Source organism: Candidatus Protochlamydia amoebophila UWE25 (genome assembly GCF_000011565.2).
GTDB classification, from domain to species: domain Bacteria; phylum Chlamydiota; class Chlamydiia; order Chlamydiales; family Parachlamydiaceae; genus Protochlamydia; species Protochlamydia amoebophila.
Window position 1 is genome coordinate 1379488 of sequence record NC_005861.2, and the last position, 23951, is coordinate 1403438.

The 23951-nt window shown below is 33.1% G+C and carries 20 protein-coding genes and 2 pseudogenes; 18 read left to right on the forward strand and 4 right to left on the reverse strand.

The features are described from left to right. Positions 1 to 447: 447 nt before the first annotated feature. The 4 genes from PC_RS05455 (at position 448) to PC_RS05470 (ending at position 4362) form a co-directional block, all read left to right on the forward strand. On the forward strand, positions 448 to 1416 hold the full coding sequence (locus tag PC_RS05455; RefSeq protein ID WP_011175681.1) for an alpha/beta fold hydrolase: 969 nt from the start codon (positions 448 to 450) through the stop codon (positions 1414 to 1416). Between the two features lie 448 nt (positions 1417 to 1864). Further along, positions 1865 to 2659, forward strand: coding sequence for a pyrroline-5-carboxylate reductase (gene proC, locus PC_RS05460; RefSeq protein WP_011175682.1), 795 nt, complete (start codon positions 1865 to 1867; stop codon positions 2657 to 2659). Positions 2660 to 2768: 109 nt separating this feature from the next. After that, positions 2769 to 3248 (forward strand): peptidylprolyl isomerase, encoded by a 480-nt coding sequence (locus PC_RS05465; RefSeq protein ID WP_011175683.1) that lies wholly within the window; start codon positions 2769 to 2771, stop codon positions 3246 to 3248. A gap of 439 nt (positions 3249 to 3687) precedes the next feature. Next, positions 3688 to 4362 carry a thioredoxin domain-containing protein gene (locus PC_RS05470; RefSeq protein WP_011175684.1) on the forward strand — a complete coding sequence of 225 codons (675 nt, stop codon included), beginning with the start codon at positions 3688 to 3690 and terminating at the stop codon, positions 4360 to 4362. Between the two features lie 267 nt (positions 4363 to 4629). Here PC_RS05470 and PC_RS11865 read toward each other — a convergent pair. Continuing rightward, a pseudogene (locus PC_RS11865) lies at positions 4630 to 5196 on the reverse strand (transposase); the annotation flags it as partial. A 395-nt stretch (positions 5197 to 5591) separates the two neighbouring features. Here PC_RS11865 and PC_RS05475 point away from each other — a divergent pair. From PC_RS05475 to PC_RS05485, 3 genes are all read left to right on the forward strand, one after another. Beyond that, on the forward strand, positions 5592 to 7841 hold the full coding sequence (locus tag PC_RS05475; protein ID WP_044045021.1) for a P-loop NTPase family protein: 2250 nt from the start codon (positions 5592 to 5594) through the stop codon (positions 7839 to 7841). A 68-nt stretch (positions 7842 to 7909) separates the two neighbouring features. Further along, positions 7910 to 9151 carry a hypothetical protein gene (locus PC_RS05480; RefSeq protein WP_011175686.1) on the forward strand — a complete coding sequence of 414 codons (1242 nt, stop codon included), beginning with the start codon at positions 7910 to 7912 and terminating at the stop codon, positions 9149 to 9151. Between the two features lie 33 nt (positions 9152 to 9184). After that, a complete protein-coding gene (locus tag PC_RS05485; protein ID WP_011175687.1) occupies positions 9185 to 10417 on the forward strand; it encodes a hypothetical protein in 1233 nt (410 codons plus the stop codon). 301 nt (positions 10418 to 10718) lie between these two features. Here the strand turns inward: PC_RS05485 and PC_RS05490 are convergent, their stop codons facing one another. Continuing rightward, positions 10719 to 11837: an FUSC family protein gene (locus PC_RS05490; protein ID WP_011175688.1), complete on the reverse strand. Its 1119-nt coding sequence runs from the start codon at positions 11835 to 11837 to the stop codon at positions 10719 to 10721. Between the two features lie 240 nt (positions 11838 to 12077). Here PC_RS05490 and PC_RS11230 point away from each other — a divergent pair, with 240 nt between their 5' ends. The 3 genes and pseudogenes from PC_RS11230 (at position 12078) to PC_RS09955 (ending at position 15762) form a co-directional block, all read left to right on the forward strand. Continuing rightward, positions 12078 to 12263, forward strand: a complete 186-nt coding sequence (locus PC_RS11230) for a hypothetical protein (RefSeq protein ID WP_011175689.1) — start codon at positions 12078 to 12080, stop codon at positions 12261 to 12263. A 445-nt stretch (positions 12264 to 12708) separates the two neighbouring features. After that, positions 12709 to 13482, forward strand: a pseudogene (locus PC_RS11235) (leucine-rich repeat domain-containing protein); the annotation flags it as partial. A 507-nt stretch (positions 13483 to 13989) separates the two neighbouring features. Then, the gene (locus tag PC_RS09955) at positions 13990 to 15762 is read left to right on the forward strand and encodes a leucine-rich repeat domain-containing protein (RefSeq protein WP_011175692.1); all 1773 of its coding nucleotides are present in this window, start codon (positions 13990 to 13992) and stop codon (positions 15760 to 15762) included. Positions 15763 to 15939: 177 nt separating this feature from the next. On the opposite strand, the gene PC_RS05505 is transcribed toward PC_RS09955, so the two are convergent. Then, entirely contained in the window at positions 15940 to 16923 is a 984-nt protein-coding gene (locus PC_RS05505; protein WP_232086063.1) for a tyrosine-type recombinase/integrase, read from the reverse strand. A 291-nt stretch (positions 16924 to 17214) separates the two neighbouring features. On the opposite strand from PC_RS05505, the gene PC_RS05510 reads away from it, so the two are divergent. From PC_RS05510 to PC_RS05540, 7 genes are all read left to right on the forward strand, one after another. Beyond that, entirely contained in the window at positions 17215 to 17433 is a 219-nt protein-coding gene (locus PC_RS05510; RefSeq protein WP_011175694.1) for a type II toxin-antitoxin system Phd/YefM family antitoxin, read from the forward strand. Positions 17434 to 17914: 481 nt separating this feature from the next. Continuing rightward, on the forward strand, positions 17915 to 18178 hold the full coding sequence (locus tag PC_RS05515) for a hypothetical protein (protein ID WP_011175695.1): 264 nt from the start codon (positions 17915 to 17917) through the stop codon (positions 18176 to 18178). A gap of 136 nt (positions 18179 to 18314) precedes the next feature. Beyond that, positions 18315 to 18614: a transposase gene (locus tag PC_RS05520; protein ID WP_052278661.1), complete on the forward strand. Its 300-nt coding sequence runs from the start codon at positions 18315 to 18317 to the stop codon at positions 18612 to 18614. Positions 18615 to 18935: 321 nt separating this feature from the next. After that, entirely contained in the window at positions 18936 to 19478 is a 543-nt protein-coding gene (locus PC_RS05525; RefSeq protein ID WP_011175697.1) for a ferritin-like domain-containing protein, read from the forward strand. Between the two features lie 46 nt (positions 19479 to 19524). Beyond that, positions 19525 to 20064, forward strand: coding sequence for a carboxymuconolactone decarboxylase family protein (locus tag PC_RS05530; protein WP_011175698.1), 540 nt, complete (start codon positions 19525 to 19527; stop codon positions 20062 to 20064). A 17-nt stretch (positions 20065 to 20081) separates the two neighbouring features. After that, positions 20082 to 20546 carry a Dps family protein gene (locus PC_RS05535; RefSeq protein WP_011175699.1) on the forward strand — a complete coding sequence of 155 codons (465 nt, stop codon included), beginning with the start codon at positions 20082 to 20084 and terminating at the stop codon, positions 20544 to 20546. Positions 20547 to 20574: 28 nt separating this feature from the next. Beyond that, complete coding sequence (locus PC_RS05540) at positions 20575 to 20814, forward strand: hypothetical protein (protein WP_011175700.1); 240 nt, start codon at positions 20575 to 20577, stop codon at positions 20812 to 20814. A 404-nt stretch (positions 20815 to 21218) separates the two neighbouring features. Here the strand turns inward: PC_RS05540 and PC_RS05545 are convergent, their stop codons facing one another. After that, positions 21219 to 22160 (reverse strand): hypothetical protein, encoded by a 942-nt coding sequence (locus tag PC_RS05545; RefSeq protein WP_044045460.1) that lies wholly within the window; start codon positions 22158 to 22160, stop codon positions 21219 to 21221. Positions 22161 to 23038: 878 nt separating this feature from the next. On the opposite strand from PC_RS05545, the gene PC_RS05550 reads away from it, so the two are divergent. After that, complete coding sequence (locus PC_RS05550) at positions 23039 to 23950, forward strand: enoyl-[acyl-carrier-protein] reductase (RefSeq protein ID WP_011175702.1); 912 nt, start codon at positions 23039 to 23041, stop codon at positions 23948 to 23950. The last annotated feature ends 1 nt before the right edge of the window (position 23951 follow it).

Sequence of the window (23951 nt, forward strand, 5' to 3'; positions counted from 1 at the left end):
TGAGGCATATCAATGTGTCATTGAGACTTCCTTCGCAAAAAAATAAGTAAGAAAACTTCATTTAGCGCGCAAAGCCAAACCAATTTTTCTAATGTATTAGTTTTTTAAAATTATTCTATATTGATTGATGGCATTAAATATTAAAATATTAAACAGAATTATTATAATTAAAATAAATCTAATAAAAATTTTTAAATAATTTGTTGGGCTGTCAATTTTTCTTCAAAGGATTGGTGTTTTTTTTGGAAATATTATACATACAATTTTAGGCTTGAATAGAGTAGAATCTTGTTTCTTTGTTACACTCAAAACCTTATTTAATACGAATTTGAAAATCTCTTGATCTAAGTTTGCACTCTCTGTCGAAAGTGAAATCGCAAGAAAGGCTTTATCCGATTTAGCCACCCTAAGTATGATTAACTAAAGATTTTTGTTTGTGAGCATAAAATGAGAAAATTTCTTTATCGTTTCATTTTTCCAAGTTTTACTATTTTGGCAGTATTATTTACCTTGTACTTTTTTACAGCTATTTCCTTGTTGGAAGCGGAAAAACAAGACGAGCTAAAAAAAGGAAAATTATTTTGGGAATGGCAAACTCCGCAAGGAAATTGGCAAGTCCATTACACTGAACATGGATCTGGCTCTAAACACCTTTTACTTATCCACGGTTTTCGTGCTCATTCTTTTACTTGGAGGTACTTAATAGAACCTCTAACACAAGCTGGTTATCATGTTTGGACAATTGATCTAATCGGATATGGATTAAGTGATAAACCCTTAAATGCTGCGTATGATGCCGATTTCTTTATCGAACAGTTAAAATCTTTTATGGATGCAAAACAAATTTCTTCCGCTCATTTAATCGGAAGTTCGATGGGAGGTGGCTTAGCTTTAAATTTAACATTAGATTACCCTGAAAAAGTGAGCTCTTTAACACTAATTAATGCTTTAGGATATCCTCTTGATCTTCCTTTTTATCTTTATTTAACAAGGCACCTTGACCCCTTATGGTTTTCCTTTGTTTCTCCGCCAGTCATAAGGATTGGATTGAAGCAAATTGTATTTGATCCAGATACTGTTTCTGAGGAACAAGTTTTAGCTTATTCTTTCCCATATCAATTTCCAGGCGGAACACAGGCGTCCTTAACAACCTTAAAACAATTTGACAAACAAAAGTTAGTCGATTTAAGCCAACGATACCATTCTCTCAAACATCCTTTGTTAATTATTTGGGGAGATAAAGACAAATTAATTCCCATTACCCATTATGAAAGATTTGTTAAAGAATTTCCACAAGCCGATTGCCTTTTAATTCCTAACTGTGGCCATATTCCTCATGAAGAAAAACCCATTTTAGTAACAGAAACGATTTTGGAGTTTCTTGGCAAACATATTGATCGTTCAAATAGCGATTAAAATCTTTCTATTTGCTGAGTTATTTTCCAAACTTAATCATTGAAGTTTTATTTCACTAATAAAAAAGGCATATTGAATATGTCCATTCAATAAACGTTTGATACAGAATGACTGACTTGAGAATCTAACATCATTTCATTAGCTAAATTTCAAAACTTTTTTGTTAATTCTTTAATGAAAGAGTATGAATTTTTTCTTCTAAACTAAATGTTTTTGCGACAGGCAAGACCGATATAACTAGTCACTCCTGTAACAAAAACACGCATGGTTACCTCTCCGAAAATTTTAATGATCTTAATTTTAGATATTGGTATGTTGTGTGACAATTTGCTATTCATACAATGTTTTTTTTAAACCTTCTTTCACCTCTCATAAAATCATCGATGTTTATCAAAATGACTTTTAACTAATTACTTTGCAAATGTCCATTAAGATTGAGGAGATAAAAATGCATATCACAATTATTGGCTGTGGAAATATGGGTTCTGGAATTGCCAAAAGGTTGTCTATGAATCATCAAATTTCTTTATATGATCATTATCCTGCCACCGCTGAATCTTTAACTAAACAAATACAAGCAACCGCTTATGCAGATCTTTTTTCAGCTATTGAAGAAGCAGACTTAATTCTTGTGGCTGTCAAACCTCAAAATTTAGACGATTTAACGGAACGATTAGCTCCCCTACTCAAACCCCATCAAACTATTGTAAGTATTTTAGCTGGAATAAATTATAAAACATTAAAACATCGTTTCTCTCAATCGATTGTTGTAAGAATGATGCCTAATCTAGCTTTAATTCACGGAAAAGGAGTCATTGGATTAGTTGAGAATGATCAATTAACTGATAAGCTAAAAATGCAGTTAAAAGCTCTTTTTGATCCGTTAGGTTCAGTTTATTGGCTTCCAGAATCTAAAATTGATGCATTAACGGCTCTAACTGGATCTGGGCCAGCTTTTATATTTGCTCTTGTTGAATCCATGATTGAAGCTGGAATTTATATGGGATTTCAAATGACTGACGCAAAGTCCCTCATTTTCCAAATGCTTAAAGGAAGCCTAGCACTCTTAGAAACAACTGATAAACATCCAGCAGATTTAAAGTGGCAAATTACTTCACCTGCAGGAATGACAATTGAAGGATTAAAAACTTTTGAAGATTACGGTGTTAGAAGTGGGATCATCCATACTTTTCTTGCTTCTTTCAATAAAATAAAACAAGTTTCTGATTCTTTAAAGAATTAGAATAACAATTTAAAAATGAGGGAAAATGAATTTATTCACTTTTACTTTTTTTACACTTTCAACTTTTCTTATTCATACCTTAACCCCCCTACAAGCTAAAGAGGAATCTATGCCTAATCAACCTATTGCTCAAATTGAAACTACTCAAGGAACAATTGAAGTCGCTTTAAGACCTGATGTTGCTCCTAAAGCAACAGAAAATTTTATTAAGCACGCGAAAGATGGTTATTACAATGGAGTTATTTTTCATCGAGTAATCAAAGGTTTTATGATTCAAGGAGGAGATCCCACAGGAACCGGCCGTGGAGGGGAATCGATTTGGAATAAACCTTTTGAAGATGAGGTTTCTGATAACGTAAAGTTTGATCGCCCAGGCTTATTAGCAATGGCAAATGCTGGCCCAAAAACTAATGGAAGCCAGTTTTTTATTACCACAGCTGCTACACCTTGGTTGAATAAAAAACATACGATCTTTGGAGAGATCATTAAAGGTTATGATGTCGTTCAAAAAATCGAAAACACCCAAACAGGTCCTGGAGATCGTCCAGTGGAAGAACAAAAAATTATCAATATTACTATTAAAGAGTAAACTTTGTAAAAGGATTCAGCATCGCTTAAATTCTGAGTCGATGCTGAATTAGAATGAATTTTCAACTCATTGATCATGAAATTATCTTAAGATAGGAAATTTATTTTCAATTTTAACAAGTCTTTACACTTTTATGCTTCAAAATAGACATTTTTCAATCAAACAGAATGTTATCAAAAGAACTAAGAATTAGCTAAAACTAATTGTTTATTAAAGCTAGGAATTTGCTAACGTCAACGTATTGAAGAAGGGTTTTTACAAACTTAACGCTAACTTCAATAAAAACCTGAAGCTTTAGAGTATATTTTAAGTTTATTGTATAACTCTTGGAAAAGATTGTCATTTATGCAAATATAAACCATATATTACAAATTTGAGTTATCAAAATTGTCATCATTATTTTTGATGATTACGATTGAATTAATTCTTAGGAGGTTATATGAATTTTCACACATTCAAGTCTATCGCCCTTCATTTTATATTCAGTTTCTTTCTTCTCATGAGTATAGGCTTAACAGCAAAGGAAGAAATTTGTGAAAAAAACTTAAAACAACGTATTGTCCTTGGTAAAAGTGATAGCCCTATCGAAATTTATATTGTCTCAGACTGGTTTTGCAGGTCTTGTAAAAAGTTAGAACCTAGATTAGAAAATCTGTATGATAAATTTAAAAATAAAGCGGCATTTTATTTCATTGATTATCCAATCAATCGTCAAAGCTCTAATTTTTCTCCTTATCACCTCTCATTTTTGATTTTTGAAAAGAAAAACTATCTCAAAGCTCGCCAAGCCTTAATCTGTTTAACAAAAGAAAATCAAAAACCCACAGATTCTGACGTTGAAAAAATAGCTAAATGTAATAAGTTAAATTTTCAAGAACTTGCCTACGAAGATATTAGTAAGGGAATTGATTTTTTTGATTCAATTGTCAAAAAGTATCAAATCGACGCAACTCCCTCAGTGATCGTTGTCAATAAAAATAATAAGCAATTTGAAATTTTTAAAGGTGGGCAAGCAAAAGAAGAAGCAATTTCTGAAGCAATCGATGTTTTGGAAGGTAAAGCCAAACCAAAAAAAAAGTCCTGGTTTAAAAGTATTTTTGGATTTTCAACCTAATGTTAATAAGGCCATGAGAAGCTAATCATGGTTGCTTTTGTTAACATCTTAATGAATAATTATTTGTAATTGTTTATGGGGTACAAAAAATGTTTTCATTAAAAAACTTGATTAATCTGAATTATGGGTTTTTAAGCACTCACTAACAATAGTCAATGTTCTACTAGGTTGTCGGATGGCTTCTTAGGTTGGTAAAAGCCTAAACGGCAATCCCGGTTCGGTTAATAATTAATTAAAAAAATTTCTGAGGTCCCTGTGGCGTGTTTACTCAATTTGGAAAATATTTTTCAATTGACCATTTACCGTTTTAACTTAGGGTTCGCTTTCTAAGAATTTTATCTGTCAACTTTATTACCTTTTGTTTCCTATTCAAACTTATGACCGTCAATAATTCAAGGCCTTGTTTCTAAAAATCTCTTTGCAAGTTCTGCCGAAATATTTTCTTTATCACTAAATAGCTTCCCAAAAATTCCTTTCGATAAGGTTTTGGTAACAAATACATCATCAACATTTCCAGAGTTAAACTGAAAAGTCAAAATTTCTCCTTTTTGATTGATAATTAAATGCCATTTAAATCCGAAAAAACCATCCTAAGATTGTTTTCCCTTTTCTTTGCCAAACTTTTGAAAACTTTGTTCCTTTTCATGCGTTTATGATGGCAAACATCTATCCCTATAGAATTAATAAAAGCGATCTCTGTTATCTTGCCTCTTTTAGTTCATAGAAAAAGGATTTAAATGTTTGATCACTAGATCGATAAAATAAAATAATAATTGCTATCATCTCTGGAATCGATCATTTAAGTTGGGGCTCTCGCTTTGTTTTACCATGATTAAATTAGATGTTTATCCTATTTCAAATGGTATAAGTTTAGCTCGATAATTAGTATTCAACCAAACTAGACCAAAAAATCCATCCATCGCTACTTTTTTATTAAATTTTTCTCCCCTATGAAAAAACCCGCTTGCCTGAAATTTGTGTTAAATTAGAATTTTATTTTGCTTTTTTTTAAATCAATATTTATGTTCAAAAATAAAAAATCTTTAAAAGACAAAGATTAATATAAAACGTCTAAGAACTTGCGCAAACCTAGCTAGACAAAAGATTGATTAATATATTGGTAATAGCTACTACAACCCGAATGATTACTTTTTAAGTCTAATCTGAGATTTTACAAATTAAGGATAAAAAAATTTAAATTTATTCATCAATAAATAAGGAAATTGATTATGAATATCCAAGGATGGAATATTATAGATGTTGCTCGAGAAATTTTCCCACAAGCTCAATGCGAAACGCGAGGGAATGAATGCTTTCTTACTTTACAACCAAATAGTCACGAAACGATTAAATATACGCAAACTTTAAACGATATTTTTAGACAAAAACATGCCAATTCCAAATCAGTAAAAAAATTAAAATCTGTTTTTCAAAAATATCAATATAAAATTATTCGTCTTGCAGAATTAGAACAAAAAATTTCTAAAACGATTGAAAAGTTACAGCGTTCACTCTTATCTTCACAAAACACCTCTTCGCAAACTTCATCTACAAAAAAAATGGAAGAACTTTTAACAAAACCAGAGGCACGCCTACGAGCTAGTACCTTAGCAAGTCAAACAGCCCATGGTAAAAATGTCATTTTATTCATCGGCACAACTGGATGCGGAAAATCGACGACGATGAATTATTTGGCTGGCTGCACGATGCAAAAAGTCGATCGCAAAGCAGCAGGCTTACCATTAGGGTCTAAAAAAAAAATTATCTTGGCTCAAAATCCTTTAACAAAAATTGGTTATAAGGATGACAAATCTCAAACAAGTTATCCTAAAATTTGTGATGATAATGATAACAAATTTGCTTACTGTGATTGTCCAGGAATGGGTGATACTAAAGGAACTGAAGTTGAGATTTACAACGCTATTTGCATTAAAGAAATTACTGAGAAAGCAAGATCAGTCAAAGGAATCCTTTTTTTTATAGAATATTCTGATTTTAGTACTGGAAAAGGCCAAGGTATTTCAAACAATTTAAAATACCTCCAACTTCTTTTAAAAGACTTTAAGAAATACCAAAGAGCTATATTATTTCTGATTACTAAAGTTTTTGATGATGATGTCGATTTGCTAGGAATGAAAAAACAAATCCTTAAGCGAGTGAAAAAATTAGCTGATAGCAAAGAAGATCTCAAATTAGCCGAATTTTGCCAACAAATCATCGATTCAAACATTTTAAAAGATGAGCTAGGAGAAAGAGTATTGATTTGTGATCCTTGCGGTGCTACAGCTCTGCAAGAAAAAAACAAAATGCTTGCAACCATGCGAGATTTTTCTTCTTTTCAATCAACTACTAACAAACAGGACGCATTTGGTTATCCTCTCTCACAAAAAGCCGAGCTACATATTGAAAAAACTAAAACGTTTATTTTATCTAATGCAAGAAGTCATTTATCAAAGCTTGAAGAAGCAACAAAAACGTATTGGCAAAAACGTTCAATTCCACGGTCTGTCGAAAACTTAAAAGTCTGTTGCGAAGAAATTACTTGCTGGCTTGAAGAGCTAGAAACTCCGACTTTCGCTAAAATTGCTCTAGGAACCTCTTATTTACAAGTCTCTCAAACATTAACGGATCATTTAAAACAATGTGTAATTTATTGGGAAAAGTTGAAAGAAATTTATCCTCCAAAAAATAAAGAAGAAGAAGAGACTTATCAACTTGATGTCTGTTTAGAAGAAGATTTGAAAAAATTTGTAGTTCATTTACGATCAATACAAGAAAATATTATGCATTATGCCAATCTAGAAGCGCTTTCAAAAGCATTAGAAGCATATGAAATACAAAAAGATCTGGCAAGTTGGCGTCAAAAATTACAAATAGATAAACTGGATGATTTGACTTTAGATCAATACCTTAAAATAGACGGTGCACTTGGATGTCCTATTCCTTTTCGTAAGCAACTTGAAGAAATCATCATATCAGAAAATAGCCAAATTAAATTAAAAGAGATCAAAGATGTTTTAACACTTCATCTTCTTAATCCTTTCAAGGTTGACAAAATTGATAAACGTATTGAAGTCAATGCCAGTATCCCATGCGTTGCTTTTTCATCAATTCTTAAAGAAGTTGAAAGCCATTTTCAAACATCTCAAGCACAAGCAGAACTAATCATATCTGTAAACAAGTCGAAAGAAGCGACTCTTTATCTTGATTGTGATTTAACAGGAAAAGAATTAACTGGTATCAAAGGAAGAACTGTCATCATCAATGCTGCCATAATCAAAGTCATTCCTTCCGAGACTAAAAAAGAATACAAAATAGCTTTAAGCGGCACTTGGCTGAGACCTGGATCTATTTTATTTAACGGTCAACTAGTAGGTACAGAAAAAATCAAAGATAATTGCTTGTTTCTTTACTCTCAAACAGAAACTGATAATGTTGATCATCCCGTGCGTTTGATTGGCTACGAGTGGCGTTCTTAAAAAGGTATAGCCAGTACCATAAAATTAACTAAAACTAATCTTAATCAAAAATTTATAAAGGAATATGTATGAATTCTTATACCTCTCTTGAAAGTAGTTTAGATTACTGTTTACACTACATTGATCAAGTTCTCATAGAACAAAAAAAAATGGTGGCAGATGGCCTAATAAACAAAAAAACACAAGGCTCTCTTCGCGTTCGTTTGATGGTGGAAAACGCAAAAACTGCTTTTAACAACGTGGTTTCTATCGAACAATTAGACGCAGAAAATCAGCAAATAATTGAAAAAATACAAAAATTGGCACTTCAATTGAAGCCACCTGAACAACTATCCCTCTTACAAGAACAAGAATGTTATACATTAATCAATCATTTGCCCTTTGAAATCGATTATCCCTCTTTAAGAAGCGCTTTCCCTTTTCTTGTTTTGCGATCAAATATTAAAGAACAAGATCGTTTAATTCAGCTTAAATTTTCAGGCCATTTTAAAGGTATACAACAACCAATCATTAAATTTAATGATCAAACGCATCAGGTAAAAATTGTTTCGGATCATCAACTATCTCTTGACCTTAAACCTTCCGACATATTTGGATCTTCTCGATTAACGGCAAAAACGCTCACTTTTTGTGAAGGAGAGCTACAAGTTCCTTGGAAAGGGAAAAATCAGAAAGAATTTCGAGCTTCGTTTAAAGTTCTACTAGGTATTTTGCCTTCCACAGTTGGAACACTTACCTTATCCTATACTACAAAAAAAATTGTCACTCAATCAATAAGGCGAGAGCATCCTCATGCTATTTGTTCTCGGACATGCTGTGGAAATAACGATCAACTTGAAAAAGGTCAATTTAAAACTTTGACTACTCAAGGTGATGCGGGTTGGTGGGTAGATCCTGGGACAATTCAAGTTCATGTCACGGCTGCACATGGTGAGCGGCATGGACCTCGCAATACCAGTTTAGCCATCGATAAGCGCACGATCTCTTGGGAAGCTAGAACTATTCATAAAGCAGTGGGAACATCCGGTTGGTTTGATTTCGCTGTGACTTTCAATCAATCTCAAGAAAGCCGAACTAATGCTACGCATTCTTTTACTTTAAATTGGGATGCAAAAGTAACGCATTTGTGTCCACCAGAACCAGAAGAAATTGATTATTGGAAGGCAACTTTTGAAACCTTCAATGGGGAAAAGTATGATTATTATCCCTCTACTTCTCAATCAGAAAAATTTCCCTATTTAACTGTAAAACTTGTAGAAAAACAATTTGAATTTATAACAACAATTCCTGAAGAGCTAAAAGATATTTAAAGATTGTCTTAATTAAAAAGGAGGATATGAATTATGGATCCCATTCTTGGAGCAGGAACAGGCGCCCTATTAAATCAATTGTTTAATCGCGTTGATCAATCCATTGATCGAGCTAAAAATGCGGGTTTGGCTCTAGAGATGGAGGCAGGCTTTCAGGTTAGAAAAACAATTGAGAAAACACAAGTGGCTTATGCTGAGGTAATGAATCAAACTTTAGATCGAGTTGATCAAACTCTTGCAAACCAAATAAACGATATAAAAAATTTGGTTTTGGATCTAGAACAAAAAAATAAACGTACCATGCAAGAGATTGCCAGTCAGGCGCAAACGATTGCTAATACACTCCCCTTTCATAATGACCGCCCTCAAGTTACTTCTTACACCCCATCGTATATTCAAAGATTACCAGGTGATTCTCGCCCCATATATATTAATATTAAAGGCAATTTTGAACATGCAGCTGAGCCCGGTTACCAACCTCAGCTTACTTTTCATAAACAAACTTTTTCTCCTTGCATAGTCACAGGACAAAAATTAGAATTTCACGTTCCATTTAACACAGTATTTCCTACTTTAGCTTCTCATACTTTTACTTATGTTGAAGGTGAATTAAATATTCCCTGGAAAACAACATGGTTAAAGATGCCACAAAAAGTTCAAAATGTTTTTCGATTAACAATTGGTGCACTCCCAACTTCACCAGGCACTATTACCTTAGACTATACGCTGGATGTTTCAAAAAAAATTGAAAAAATAAAGTCACAAATTGATTTTCTATCTTCGTGTTCGGATGCAGGAAATGAGGACAAAAAAGATTATCAGTTTACGCTTTATGCAGATACGGGCTGGAATATTGAGCCAGGGACAACCAAAGTAAGAGAAGTCAGAGGAGCCGGAAGGCGCAGTGGACCTTACCTTGTCAGCGACCAAGATGATCGAGCCGTTATCAGAGCAACAACAATAAAAAACACTGTGGATATAGGAGGAAAAGAATCTGGATGGATGGAAATTGAAACTTCTTTCACACAATCAAAAATAGAAATAGTTCCTGAACCCCACACAAAACGCTTAGATCTTAAGTGGGGAGAAAAACGAATTTTTAATTATCCTCTTGGCAAATGGAAAGTAACTTTAGTGGATTTAGAAAATAAAACGTTGGAATTTCAAGGACCGGATATTTCTTCTTCACCTTATATCAAAATTTTAAGGGAAGGGACAGGCTTTGCTATCCTAGTTACTCCTCCTCAAGATATTCAAGATTTTTAATATTAATTTATAAAAAAAGTATAGGGAGCTTTTAAAATTTTTACTTTAAAAAAATTAAAAGCTCCATATATACATATTTGACAAAGAAAAACTCAAGCTTGATAATCAGAAAATAGTCAATAGCAATCAGTTAAATCTTCAGGATTTTTCTCCTTTTGAAGCACCTAAAAATAGGCAAGCAAAAGAAGAGGCAATTTCTGAAGCAATCGATGTTTTGGAAGGTAAAGCTAAACCGAAAAAGAAGTCCTGGTTTAAAAGTATTTTTGGATTTTCAACCTAATGTTAATAAGGCCATGAGAAGCTAATCATGGTTGCTTTTGTTAACACCTTGATGAATAATCATTTGTAATTGTTGCAATTCATCCAAAATCGATTTCAAATTATAGAAAAAAACAAAATAAGTCTCCACTCGATCAAGACTGTATTTTTTTGTGTTTTTTGTTTCTCTAAAACGAACAAGTTGGTTGTTCAACGCCTCTTGTAATAAGGGAATTTGAGAATAGTTATACTGCGTATCGCCTGTTTTCAAATTCTCCGACAAATCTTTCAATATGAAATCAATTTGTTCATTCAAATGACAAACTTCTCTTTTTAATTCTTCATCAAAAATCTCTTCCAATACAGAATTAAAAACTTTTTTTAAATCTTTTACATTTCCCCAAAGTCTCTCCAAAGCTCTTAACAAGTCCACCCAAAGAGTAACAGGAGAAAATCCAACAAATAATTCAATTTTTGATTCTTCCAAATTTACATGAATTTGGTTAAATGTTTGGTCAACATCGTTTAAAAGACTTTTTAAAATTGCATCACTTTTATTTAAATGATCAGCCGAAACTACAATGTATTCATAAGCTTGTCTAATTTGATTGAGAACATCTGACATTTGTTTTTGCATAACTGTGAATGCTTGTGATGGCCAAACAGCTTTAGCAATAAAGACCGCTACCCCCAATCCAATGCAAGTATCTAAAAAACGGTAAAAAGCATAAGCCCAAGGACTCAGGGTAGGATGCATTCCCCAAGGAATGATAATAACTGCCACTGATAAACAAGCCATTCGATAGCTCTCTTTTAACCCGCATAAAAAACTGATTATCGAGGTAGTAAAAACAGCCATTCCTAAAACAAAAGGATGAGCTCCCCATTGAGAGGCGAAAAAAGCCCCTATCGCTGATCCCACTAAGACTCCAAAAAATCGATTCCAAATTGCTTTATATGTCCCTCCTAAAGTGGGCAACGAAGCGAAAATAGAGGCGATGACACACCATAGCCCGCTTGTAAAAATATCAGGATGTTTAATATATCGATCTAACTCATGGCAAACATATAAACTGGTTAAAGCAGCTAAACTGATTTTAAAAGATAATTTAAAATTGATCTGATTTAAGTGGGTTTTCCAGCTATTTTGAATTTTTTGCATGATTTATCTCAAAAGTTTAAAAAGGTTAAGCTTGCTTCGCTATGATATGAAGATTATTTGAAATAAAAATTCCCTATTTACTTGCTTCCTGTTTTTCCTTACAGCTTTTCTAATTTCCTCAAAATATTACATTCAGCTCAAATACAATGTAACTGAGGATGACTTATTTGTTTTTTTATTCCCCAATAAATTGTAATTTGTATAATTGAAAGTAGATCTCTCTTTCTTTTTAGGTATCAAATGGATAATCCAAACAATTTTAAGCAAAAACTTTTGGCCCTAAAAAAATCTAAAAAAATTCCTGTAGTAAAACAATCTAGCCAGGCAGAGTTGACAATAGAAGAAATGGGTAAAAGAATCGCTAAATCCAAAAAGCCCAAAGTACACTCTTTTTCCAATCCTGTAAACGGCAACACATTATATTAACGCCAGTTTAACGTAAGCTATCTTCGGGCTATATTCTGAAGGATCTTTGTTGAAAAAAGGCCTCTTTTCTGTTAGAAGATTTTGTTTTCCAGAACAAAAACTAAGGAAAAAGGCCAAAATGAATGAGATAGAGATGATCAAACTGTTTTGTCTTGTTGATAATTTTTCTAATCAATTTCACCAAATGTGTTCCCAAAAATAAATTGAGTAGACGAAAATAAAAATCCGCAAAAAAACTTTTAGAACATCCTTAAGTGAAGTGCTAACTATTTTGCTTCTCTTTCATCGTTCCAATGACAGAACATTTAAGCACTTTTACTTAAACCCTGTAAAAACAACTTTAAAATATTTATTCCTTCATCTTGTTGGGTACTCAACTTTTGTTCAACTCACCTCTGAAGCATTTTTTCCTATGTTTTGCTTTACCCAAGAACACCAAAGGTAATTGACAGAAGTGGCGAAGAATTTAGGAAAACAGCTGATAGATGGGTACAAAAAATACAGAAATTTGAACCCTTTAATTCCACTGAAGAGAGCTTAATCGAATTAAAAGAACTTTTAAATTTTGCACATCGCTGTCAATTAAATACATTGAAGAATTATTTAGAATTCACCGTTGTGAGCGAATTATTAAACCAGACTTCTCTGTTAACGGAATTTGAAAAAATTTTAAAGCACTTCTCAAATGAGATAGAAGCACTCAATTTTTCGGAGAATACTTATTTAACAGATGCCCATCTTTTAGCATTAAAAGGTTGTAAAAATTTAAAAATACTTCATTTAGAGAAATGTTGGGATCTCACCGATGATGGATTAGCGCATTTAACACCCTTAACGTCTTTGCAGCATCTAGATTTAAGCTCTTGTAAGAAACTCACTGATAAGGGATTAGCCCATTTGACAACCTTAACGATTTTACAGCGTTTAGATTTGAGCTATTGTGAGAATCTCACTAAGGATGGATTAGCCTATTTGACAACTTTAACAGGTTTGCAGGGTTAGCGCATTTAACACCCTTAATTGCTTTACAACATTTAGAGCTGATAACGGTTTGCAGTATCTAGATCTAAGCCATTGCTGGAATCTCACTGATGCAGGATTAGTCCATTTGAAACTCTTAACGGGTTTGCAGCATCTAAATCTGAATGGTTGCTATCAACTTACTGATGAAGGATTAGACCATTTTAAAACTTTAGCAACTTCACTCAATTTAGAAATTGTTAGGTAAAAAAACCTTAATAAAAAAGCAGGAATTCTAGCGCCGAAAATAAAAGAGTACTTTGTCCTAAGAAAATAAAGGATAAAATTTCATTAAAGTTTATCGACTCTCAACGAGACGTTTCTTTAAGAAAAATATCCACGATAAGATGTATTATAGGATGGAAATTGAGCTTACAGACCAATTTTATTAGCGGCAATTTTCGTCCACATATTTCCTGATCAAATATGCCCTTTAATTGTATCAGAGATTTTATAAGTTGCTTATTTCCTAATCCTATCATCTCGTAGGCTTAAGGCACTTTCAAATCAAAAACTAAGGAGTTTATGTTTGAACCATATTGATCCTTATTTAGTTTTTAATAGTTCTTTATTGATAAAATGAAACTTTCTCTTTAAATGTGGCTGCCTATTTTAACTTATTAATATTGCAATAATTTTTATCTATCCATCATATTGTTAAAACATCTATAAATTAAAATTTATTTCACTTACTTGGATGGTCATTTTGAATATTTCTAATTTTGGGTTTAACCCTAGTCTTCTTGCCAATACAGCGATTCCATCTTACTATCCCCCTCAAGACATTAATGATCAACTTGAGAATGAAAATACTCCCTTAGACAATCCTTTACCTAATCTAGAAGAAACTAATGCACCAACGATTCCAACTCCTGCTCTTTCACCTTCATCTGAACAAGTTCAACTAAGCTTTCAAGAGGGAACTTCTCTAACTATTTCTCATTCTCAGCTAGCTTTGTTAAAGGAAAAATCACACTACTTTAACAATCTGTGGTCGGGGCAATTTCAAGAAACCCTGCAACATCCTTTGGCTTTGACACAAAAAGACTTTACGCTTTTGCTTAATTGCCTAACGAATCCTAAGTTTGAAATTTCCTTGGAAGAGATCTCTTCTTCTATTCAATTCGCCGATTATTATGGACTGACAGAAGTGGTGAAAAATTTAGAAGAACAGCTAATAGATGGATATAAATCTCAGAGATTTGAATCCTTTAACTCCACTGAAGAGAGCTTAGTCGAATTAAAAGAACTTTTAAATTTTGCACATCGCTATCAATTAAATATTTTGAGGAATTATTTAGAGTTCACCGTTGTGAGCGCCTTATTAAACCAGACCATTCAGTTATCGGAGTTTGAAAGAATTATAAATCATTTGTCAAATAAGATAGAAGCACTCAATTTTTTGGAGAATACTCATTTAACAAATGCTCACCTTTTAGCATTAAAAGATTGTAAAAATGTAAAAGTTCTTTATTTTAAGAAATGTCGGGATGTCACTGATGCAGGGTTAGCCCATTTGACACCCTTAACGGCTTTGCAGCATCTAGGTTTAAGCGATTGCGAAAATCTCACTGATGCAGGGTTAGCCCATTTGACAACCTTAACGGCTTTGCAGCATCTAGATCTAAGCGGATGCTGGAATCTCACCGATTCAGGATTAGTCCATTTGACACCTTTAGTGGGTTTGCAGCATCTAGGTTTAAGCGATTGCGAGAATCTCACCGTTGCAGGATTAGCGCATTTGACATCTTTAACGGCTTTGCAACATCTAGATCTAAGGAATTGCTATAACCTTACCGATGCAGGATTGGCGCATTTAACACCCTTAACAGCTTTGCAGCATCTAGATTTAAGCTGTTGCTATAACCTTACTGATGCTGGATTAGCCCATTTGACACCCTTAACAGCTTTGCAGCATCTAAATCTATGCTGCTGTAGAAAACTTACCGATGCAGGATTGGCGCATTTAACACCCTTAACAGCTTTGCAGCATCTAGATTTAAGCTATTGCTATAACCTTACTGATGCAGGATTAGCCCATTTGACACCCTTAACAGCTTTGCTGCATCTAAATCTAAGCGAATGCTGGAAACTTACTGGTGCAGGATTAGCGCATTTAACACCTTTAGTGGCTTTGCAACATCTAAATCTAAGCAAGTGCAATAACCTCACCGATGCAGGATTAGTTCATTTGGCACCTTTAACCGCTTTGCAGCATCTAAATCTAAGCTGGTGCAAGAAATTCACCGATGCAGGGTTAGCCCATTTAACACTCTTAACGGCTTTGCAATCTCTAGATCTAATTGGCTGTAATAACCTCACCGATGCAGGATTAGTCCATTTGACACCCTTAACGGCTTTGCAATATCTAGATCTAATTGGCTGTAAGAATCTCACCGATGCAGGATTAGAACGTTTTAAAACTTTAGCAGCTTTACCCAATCTAACAATAAAACTAGAAACCGGGCGTCGAAAATAAAAGAGTACTTTGTCCTAAAAAGATAGTAGATATAAGAATAAAATTTCATTAAAGTTGATCGACTTTCAACAAGGCGCTTCTCTAAGAGAAATATTCGCTATAAAATATATTATAGGATGGAAATTAAACTTATAAACCAATTTTAGTGGCGGCATTTTCCGTCCACATGTTTCCCAATCAAATATACCTTCTAATGGTATCAAAGCTTTTATGGCCTGTTTGCTTCATGATCAGATGCTCAGGAACACCAAAGATGGCAGCAGTTGTAGCAAATCCAGCTCGTAAGCTATGCCCTGAAAATGAATTTTTCTGATTTTCTAAATGTTTGTTCCGCTTAATAATCAATGCAACGGATTTGGAAGTTAGAGCTTTATCCATGATTTGACCATGCCGATTGATCGGTCGAAATAATAGCCCTTCGCTAATTTTAGAACAATCAAGCCAATCATTTAAGGTTCTGACAGGGCAAGTGAGAATGTTTGATCCATAAGGAATAGCAATGATTCTCTCCTTCCCTTCTTGGTCGGTTTTCGATTTCCTAAGCGTAATTTGCAAGCCTTCTCTGACAAATTTAATGTCATCAATCGTTAAAGAAACTAATTCTGATCTTCGAAATGCGCCTACAAATCCCAGTAACAATAAAGCCTTGTCACGCATTCCTGACAACGAATTTGCTTTACTATTGTCATTATTAATTGATTCAATCATCTTGCGTAAATCATCTAGTAAAATCGGGTCTTTACGGATTTGGGCAGATCCTAACTTATTTTTTATTCCTTTCCAAACTTCTTGTATTTCAGGACAATTTTTGTCGAAAGGCTGTTTAGCTAATTTGTGAGCTTGGCTAATAGAGGTAAGTCTTCGGCTTAAACTAGAAATTTTGAGAGGTTTTTGTAATTTCCCTTTTTGATTGATCCATGCGTTATCAGCTCGACTAATCAAATAGACGACAATCGTTTGAGGCAAAGCTGGTAATGGTCTTAAATTTTTTTCCTGACACCAAAAAACAAAATCGTCCCAGTCAGATCGATAAGATTTGTTAGTATTAAACGACCTTGCAAAAGTCGCATATTCTTTTGCTGTTTTGACCAAATCAAGATATTCGCCAACTTCGAAATTTTCAATTTTTTGTATTGCTAACTGATTTTCCATATTGACCATATCTACCGACCTAAATTTTGCTAACACTTTGTTTTTTTCATTGTCTATTTTTCTATTTTTTCTAACTACCGATAATAATGCGTTATCGGAACTTAGGACTATTTTTTAGAGATTGCTAAATGTGTACACTACTCTGATTAATTAAATCGTTATCCTATAACTAAATATAATTTATATCATTTGTAATATGATGACCTATTTATCAATGCAATTATTTACTATATTTTATAGTCATAAACGTGTTATCTAATAAATAGTTAAAATTATTTAAAAAATATATAGGTTAATGATATGGAAAAAGCAAAAGTAATGAGCTTCGTGAAATTCCGCCAAAACTTGTCAGAATGTGTTAATTTAGCAAAATATAAAGGCGAGAGATTTTTGATTACTCGTAATGGAAAAACCGTAGGTGCTTTTGTCCCTGTAGAAGATTTAGAAAAAATTAATGCATTTAATGATGTAACTACTGATACAGCCACTGATGAGATAAGTTCAGAATTTGAATCCTAAATCAACAAAAGGATTTAAGTTATCTCTTAAAAAAACAAATTTATCCGTGAGAGGGTTTAAGGATGCTAGCTAACTTATCTGGTTTGCTGGATAAACATTTAGTTGGAGATCCAAATAACCAACTGTCTTATCATTAAAATTTAAATCCTATATCTTTTGTATATTTGAAATTTTAAAGCCGTAATTGGCTTAAAGACGCATATTGGTAGAATTGGCGAGCAAATAATCAAATTTAGTTTCGTCTTCTCTTGGGATTGAAATAGCCTAAAATTCTGGCAAAAATTCTATAAACGTAAGAATGAGCCCCACTTTTATCTATTTTTTTTAATATTTTCTACTTTTTTGAAGCCCTCTTCATTTGTTCTCCTTATTCTTGGTAAAATGGCGCTTTATTTAAGAGTATTTTTGGTGTTTACAAGTATAAAATTGTTCGTATAGTGCCTCCAAAATCAGCGAATATCTCTCTTAGAAGAGCATCTCAATGGAAATTGATCTCAGTTATAACCAAATAAGAGATAAGAGAGCAGAAGCAATTGCTTATTACCTTATTTCCAATGCGACTATTGAGTCACTCTACCTTAACAGAAACCACATCAGCGATAAGGGAATGGAAGCTTTTGCTCAGGCTCTGGCTTCCAATACTGTTCTTGAAACACTCTATCTCATCAATAACCAAATAGGCGAGAGGGGAAAGAAAGCTCTTTATGGTTTAGGTCTTAGGTATGGTTGTAAAATAAGGCGCTAAAGCATGCAGAAGAAGATACTCATCAAATTGATCCATCAGCAGAACATAGTGCTTATTAGGTTTAATACATCTTGGAAGGCATGATTCAAAAATGCATTATCTGCATTACACTACTCTTTCGAAACATTGAGGGTATATTTCAGTAAAACTGACTAATACTTTAATGCAAAAGGGAATTCATCTTTTCACAAAAGTAAAGAAGAAGATGAAAAATAAATTGATCACGTTAGTGGATAAACTCATGCTAAAAAAGAGGGCTATGATTGAAAGTGTGAACAATCTGTTAAAAAGTAGCTGTCAGATAGAACATCATCGGCACCGAAATCGATGGAACTTTCTTAGCAATCTGATGGCAGGTCTTGCTAATTATTGCTTGAATCCATTCCAACCTCGACGTTCTTTTCAAATACAGAAATCGAAGCTGCTAAGCTCCTAGAATATTTTTGAGGTTTTCTTACGTTAAACTGGCATTATATTAGATTATTTATAAAGAGAATAGCTCTGTATCCATTCCCAAAGCCTTTAGTAGCTTCTTCTATATTTTTAAAATTCATTGCATTTTGCCTATTAAAAATCCTTTTTTCTAAAAAATACAAACTTTGTATAAAAAAATTTTAAGCTTTTTAAGGGGATTTTATTGCCTCAATCCCCTCATTCAATTAGTATAGGAATAATAAGCATATAAATTATTTAAATATTTTTTTTAATCATTTAAATATTAGGATGATAAACTCCAATCCTTGATAAGGAGAGAGTCATGAGAAATTCTTTATTTGAAGTCTTTACGACTGTATTAAGAGACCTCTTTGATGTTGAAAATCAACTTATCGCCTTATTACCTAAAATGATCAAAGAGTCTCTACATCCTGAATTAAAATCAGCCTTAACAACACATCTTAATGAAACTCAAAATCAAAAGAAAAGGCTTCAGTTTATTTTAGAATCTTTGAATGCAAATACCTCAGAAAGGATTTGTAAATCTATGCGGGAGCTAATAAATGAGGTCGAAGAAATTATCACTCGTTTTCCTACTCCCTCTTCATTAAAAGATGTTTATTTAATTATTCTTTGCCAAAAAATAAAGCACTATGAAATCGCAAGTTATGGCTCCGCACGAGCCCTTGCTAGACATCTAAGTAACTTTTCTACCGAGCAAATCGACTTTAAAGAAATTGCGGATACTTTACAATACTCTTTAGATGAAGAAACTCGCTTTGATGAAACGTTGATTGATCTCGCTGAAGGCGGTTTTTTCAGCCGCGGAATTAATGATGAAGCAGAATTAGAATCTACTCAATAATTGTATTTTTTAAACATGTCCATCTATTTTTAATCAGAGGTATAAAATGACTCGAATCAGCCCTATTACAAAAGAAGAAGCTAATCAAAACATTACCCAAATTTACAGTGGTTTAGAAAAAAAAATGGGTCGCGTTCTGAATATTTTCCAAAATATGGGAAATTCTGAAGCAGCCTTAAAAGGGTATTTAGGATTAAGTGAAGCAGCATCTCAGACAAGCTTAAGTCCTAAACTACGAGAACAACTTGCTTTAGTGGTAGGTCAAACAAATGATTGTCAATATTGCTTATCAGCACATACTGTGAGTGCTAAATTAGCCGGTCTACAAGAGAAAGATATTTTAGAATCACGACTAGGGCATTCTCAAGATAAAAAAACAGAAGCCATTTTAACTTTTGCCAAAACTATTGTGGAAAGACGAGCTCAAGTTTCAGATCAAGATATAGAGAAACTAAAATCCGCTGGCATTTCAGATCAAGAAATTGTGGAAATTATTCTAGTTGTTGTTTTGAATATTTTTACTAATTATTTTAATCATATTACAGATCCTCAAATTGATTTTCCTTTTGCTCCAAAAATTAATTAAACAAATAAGGAGTATTTATGACTATTAATCTCAATTTAGATCAAAGTGTCAGACAGCAAATTGCTCAGTTTTTAAGTTTGATATTGTCTGATACCTATGTGTTATATGTAAAAACTCAAAATTTTCATTGGAACCTTATCGATTCTCGTTTTTATGCTTTGCATAATTTTTTAGAAAAGCAATATAAAGAACTTGCTGAAGCAACAGATGAGCTTGCCGAACGCATTCGTATGCTAGGTGAACAGGCACCTGGGAGTTTGAAACAATTTTTAGAAATGACCTCATTAAAAGAATCTGATGGAGATTTGGGTGGAGATGATATGCTCCAAAAGCTTTTAAAAGACCACGAGTCTATTTGCGGTCACTTAAGAGAAAGAATTGATCAATCTTCTGAACTTGGCGATGAAGGAACAGCTGATTTATTAATTCAACGCTTAAGGGCTCATGAAAAAGCTGCTTGGATGCTGCGTAGTCATTTTTAAATTTTATGCGTAATGCCAAATAGCTGAAATGATGAAAGCAATCGCTCTAGAAAAGTATAGAGAATCAAACGAATTAGCAATTAAGGGATTTTCCCAACCAATGCTAGATGCTCTAAAGAAGTATAAATTTAAATTGTTTACACAGCAGTCAATACTTTTGATTGGAAGATTTGTGAGGGGGTTATTAACAAGTCTACTTCCTCATGAATTTTCTTTTATTTCATTTTGGGATCCAGTTAAGTCGACTTTAGCAATTGGTAAAATTTAAAAAAATTTAAAGGAGGTAACGCAGTTATTGCTCATTATCTTAAATCTCTTGTTAAATGGGCAATTTACGTTGAATATATTTGCTATAAGGCCAATCATATCGTTTTTAAAACCCTAAAAATTCTCTTTTAGCCAATCCGCAGCTACTCTTTTAGCTAGTCTAACAGCTTTGGCCAAGCCTTAGCAGAGTTAAAATCAAAGTAAGCTATCTCCAAATGGAAAAAAGTTATACTTATTTCGAGTTTAATTTGCATAAGGAAAAAAATTCAATCAATTAACTTGAAGAAATGAATTTAAAACAAGCAGCAGCCGCTCAAAGGAAAATTAAGGAAAGGAAGTCATGTTCAACAAAAATTGCCTTGAAAGTAAGGAGATTAATTCGATTTTATTGCTTTGCTTTAAAGGCTATTTGAGTCGAAACTTAGGCTGCATTGTCCAGTAAGCGGGACCAATAATTTCTTTTAGCTGAGCTTCTAAAAAAGAGGCAAGTTCAGGATAATTTTCGTTTAGCCAAATTTTAAATTTGTAAGTTTTCGTAAATAATTCCTGATGATAAACAGTAGGATCTTTAATTACTTCATTTTTTACAAACTGTCCAACATCAATATGTATGGGCATTTCATTGACAACACCAGTATTTTGCATGAGAGCATGATCATTATCTGCTAGCCCTCGATGATATTCTGATAAAATCAATTTTAAAAGGTTGACAATTAAAAGTTTTGCTTGTTGATCTTGTTTTTGTGATTTAAATTCTAATAATTTATCACAAAGCATAGTAGCTCGACGCTGTACGCAAAATTCCATTTGATCAAGATCTATTTGATGCCTTCTACCAATTTTATCATAAATAACGAGTTGCTTTTGCAGATTTTCAGTTTTATTGAGATGGACAAAGATAAGTCCAGTTTCTTTTTTTAAATTTTCAAAAGCAACTTTCCAACTTTTAACAAAACCATCCAATTTGTCCCACTTCTTCTTTTCTTTTTCCTTTCGATATTGGATGATTGCAGGAAGCGGAGGTGCATAAAGAAGCCAAGGCTGTAAGCGAAATCTTTGATATTTAAAAAATTTAATGACATATCGTCCATCTTCACTTAAAAAAACATACGACTGGCATCCTTTACCCAGATAATGATAGGGTTGATCAAAGATCGGTAAAAATTGGATTTGTTCTTCTGCAGGAAAGGATTTTACTTCCCATTGAGGATTAAAAGAAAAATTTGAGGTGATATTTGCTAGAGTGAATCCTCCTGTTAAATAAAAATAAACTCTCCCTAAACCGTAAACAGCCATTACCATTAAAAAAATTAAACTCAAACGAATAAAAAAAACTCTCAAACGCATTTCTCTATCTCTCATGCTTGTGTTGAATAAGTAAAGTAACTATTGTGCCTACCATTTTGAAAATAGCTATTGGTCATTTTTTAAGTTGTTTTTTCAATAAGCAATAAAATCTTTGATTTTTAAGGGGATAAAACAAAATTTAGCATGTATAATAACGTTTTATGCTGAAATATGCAAGCAATGAGAAAAATCATTATTTGCTTAAGAAAAAAATTAATTTTGAATCTTTTAGGCCAGTAAGTTCCTCACAGAGACTTCATCAGCATTAATTTTAAGAGATAACCTGCTTTTCTTCATGCCATCTAGAAATGATTTCAACAATATTTAAACGCATAGCGAATCAAACTCGTGTACCCTACCAAATGAAATGCTTAATGCTAGTTTATCTTTAAAAGAAATTTTATAAAAAAAATTTATTTTTTCTCTGAACAATATGTCCAAGTTGATGGAATTGACTAGCAATCATATTTAACCAATTTGCTCATATACAAGCATCAGGATAACAAATTTCATTCGTATTTACATAAACTCCAATAAAAATTTTAGGCGACTTATAAGTAGTCACTAAATAGCAATAAATTTTTAAACTTTATATTTTTGATATTGAATCAAAGAAAAATCGTTTAATGAAAAAATCGAGGTAATTTATCAAGCTAGCTTTATTTTTAATAAATATCAATTTACAAAACTTTTATTAAAAATTTAATAGAATCCGAAATTTAAAATTAATTATTAGAAGTGTTTTTTTTATTCAAAACATTAAAGAATAAATAATTCGATAAACACCTTTGTAGCTCTAAAAAAAACTTCGACAAACTTATAAGTAAAATCTTACAATGGAGCCCACTTAAAATTTTCTATAATAAGGAGTTTCTCAAATGCAAATCAATTTAAAGGGAAAAAAAGCTTTTATTGCTGGAGTAGGAGATGATCAAGGCTTTGGATGGGCCATTGCTAAAGCCCTTGCCGAAGCAGGAGCGGAAATCATTATCGGAACTTGGACTCCTATTTTGAAGATTTTTACTTCTAGCTTGCAGGCGGGAAAATTTGATGCTTCACGCCGTTTACCTAATGGATCTTTACTTACTTTTGCTAAAATTTATCCCCTAGATGCTTCTTTTGATAAACCCGAAGATGTTCCAGAAGAAATTAGGGAGAACAAAAGATATAAGGGTGTTGGAGGCTATACCATTTCTGAGGTCTGCGAAGCAATTGGAAAGGATTTTGGAAAGATAGATATTTTCGTCCATTCCCTTGCCAACGCACCTGAAGTACAAAAACCCTTATTAGAAACAAGCCGAAAAGGATATCTAGCAGCTCTTAGCTCTTCCTCTTATTCATTTGTGAGTTTATTGTCTCATCTTGGACCTTATCTCAATTCTCAAGGGTCAGCCTTAACTCTGACTTACCTCGCCTCAGAAAAAATTATTCCAGGCTATGGAGGCGGTATGAGCTCTGCGAAAGCGGCTTTAGAGAGTGATACCAGGACTTTAGCCTGGGAAGCCGGCAGAAAATGGAATATTCGCGTAAATACCATTTCGGCTGGCCCCCTACGAAGTCGTGCAGCTAGAGCAATTGGTTTTATTGATCGTATGATTAATTATTCTCAAGTGAATGCTCCCCTTCAAGAAGAGCTTAAAGCTTGTGAAGTGGCAAATGTTGCGGCTTTTTTAGGATCAGATTTAGCCTGTGCAATTACTGGATCTACAATTTATGTAGATTACGGCCTTCATGCGATGGGAGTAGGAATGGATAGCCCAACTTTAAAAGAAGCAGAACAAGAAGTTTAAT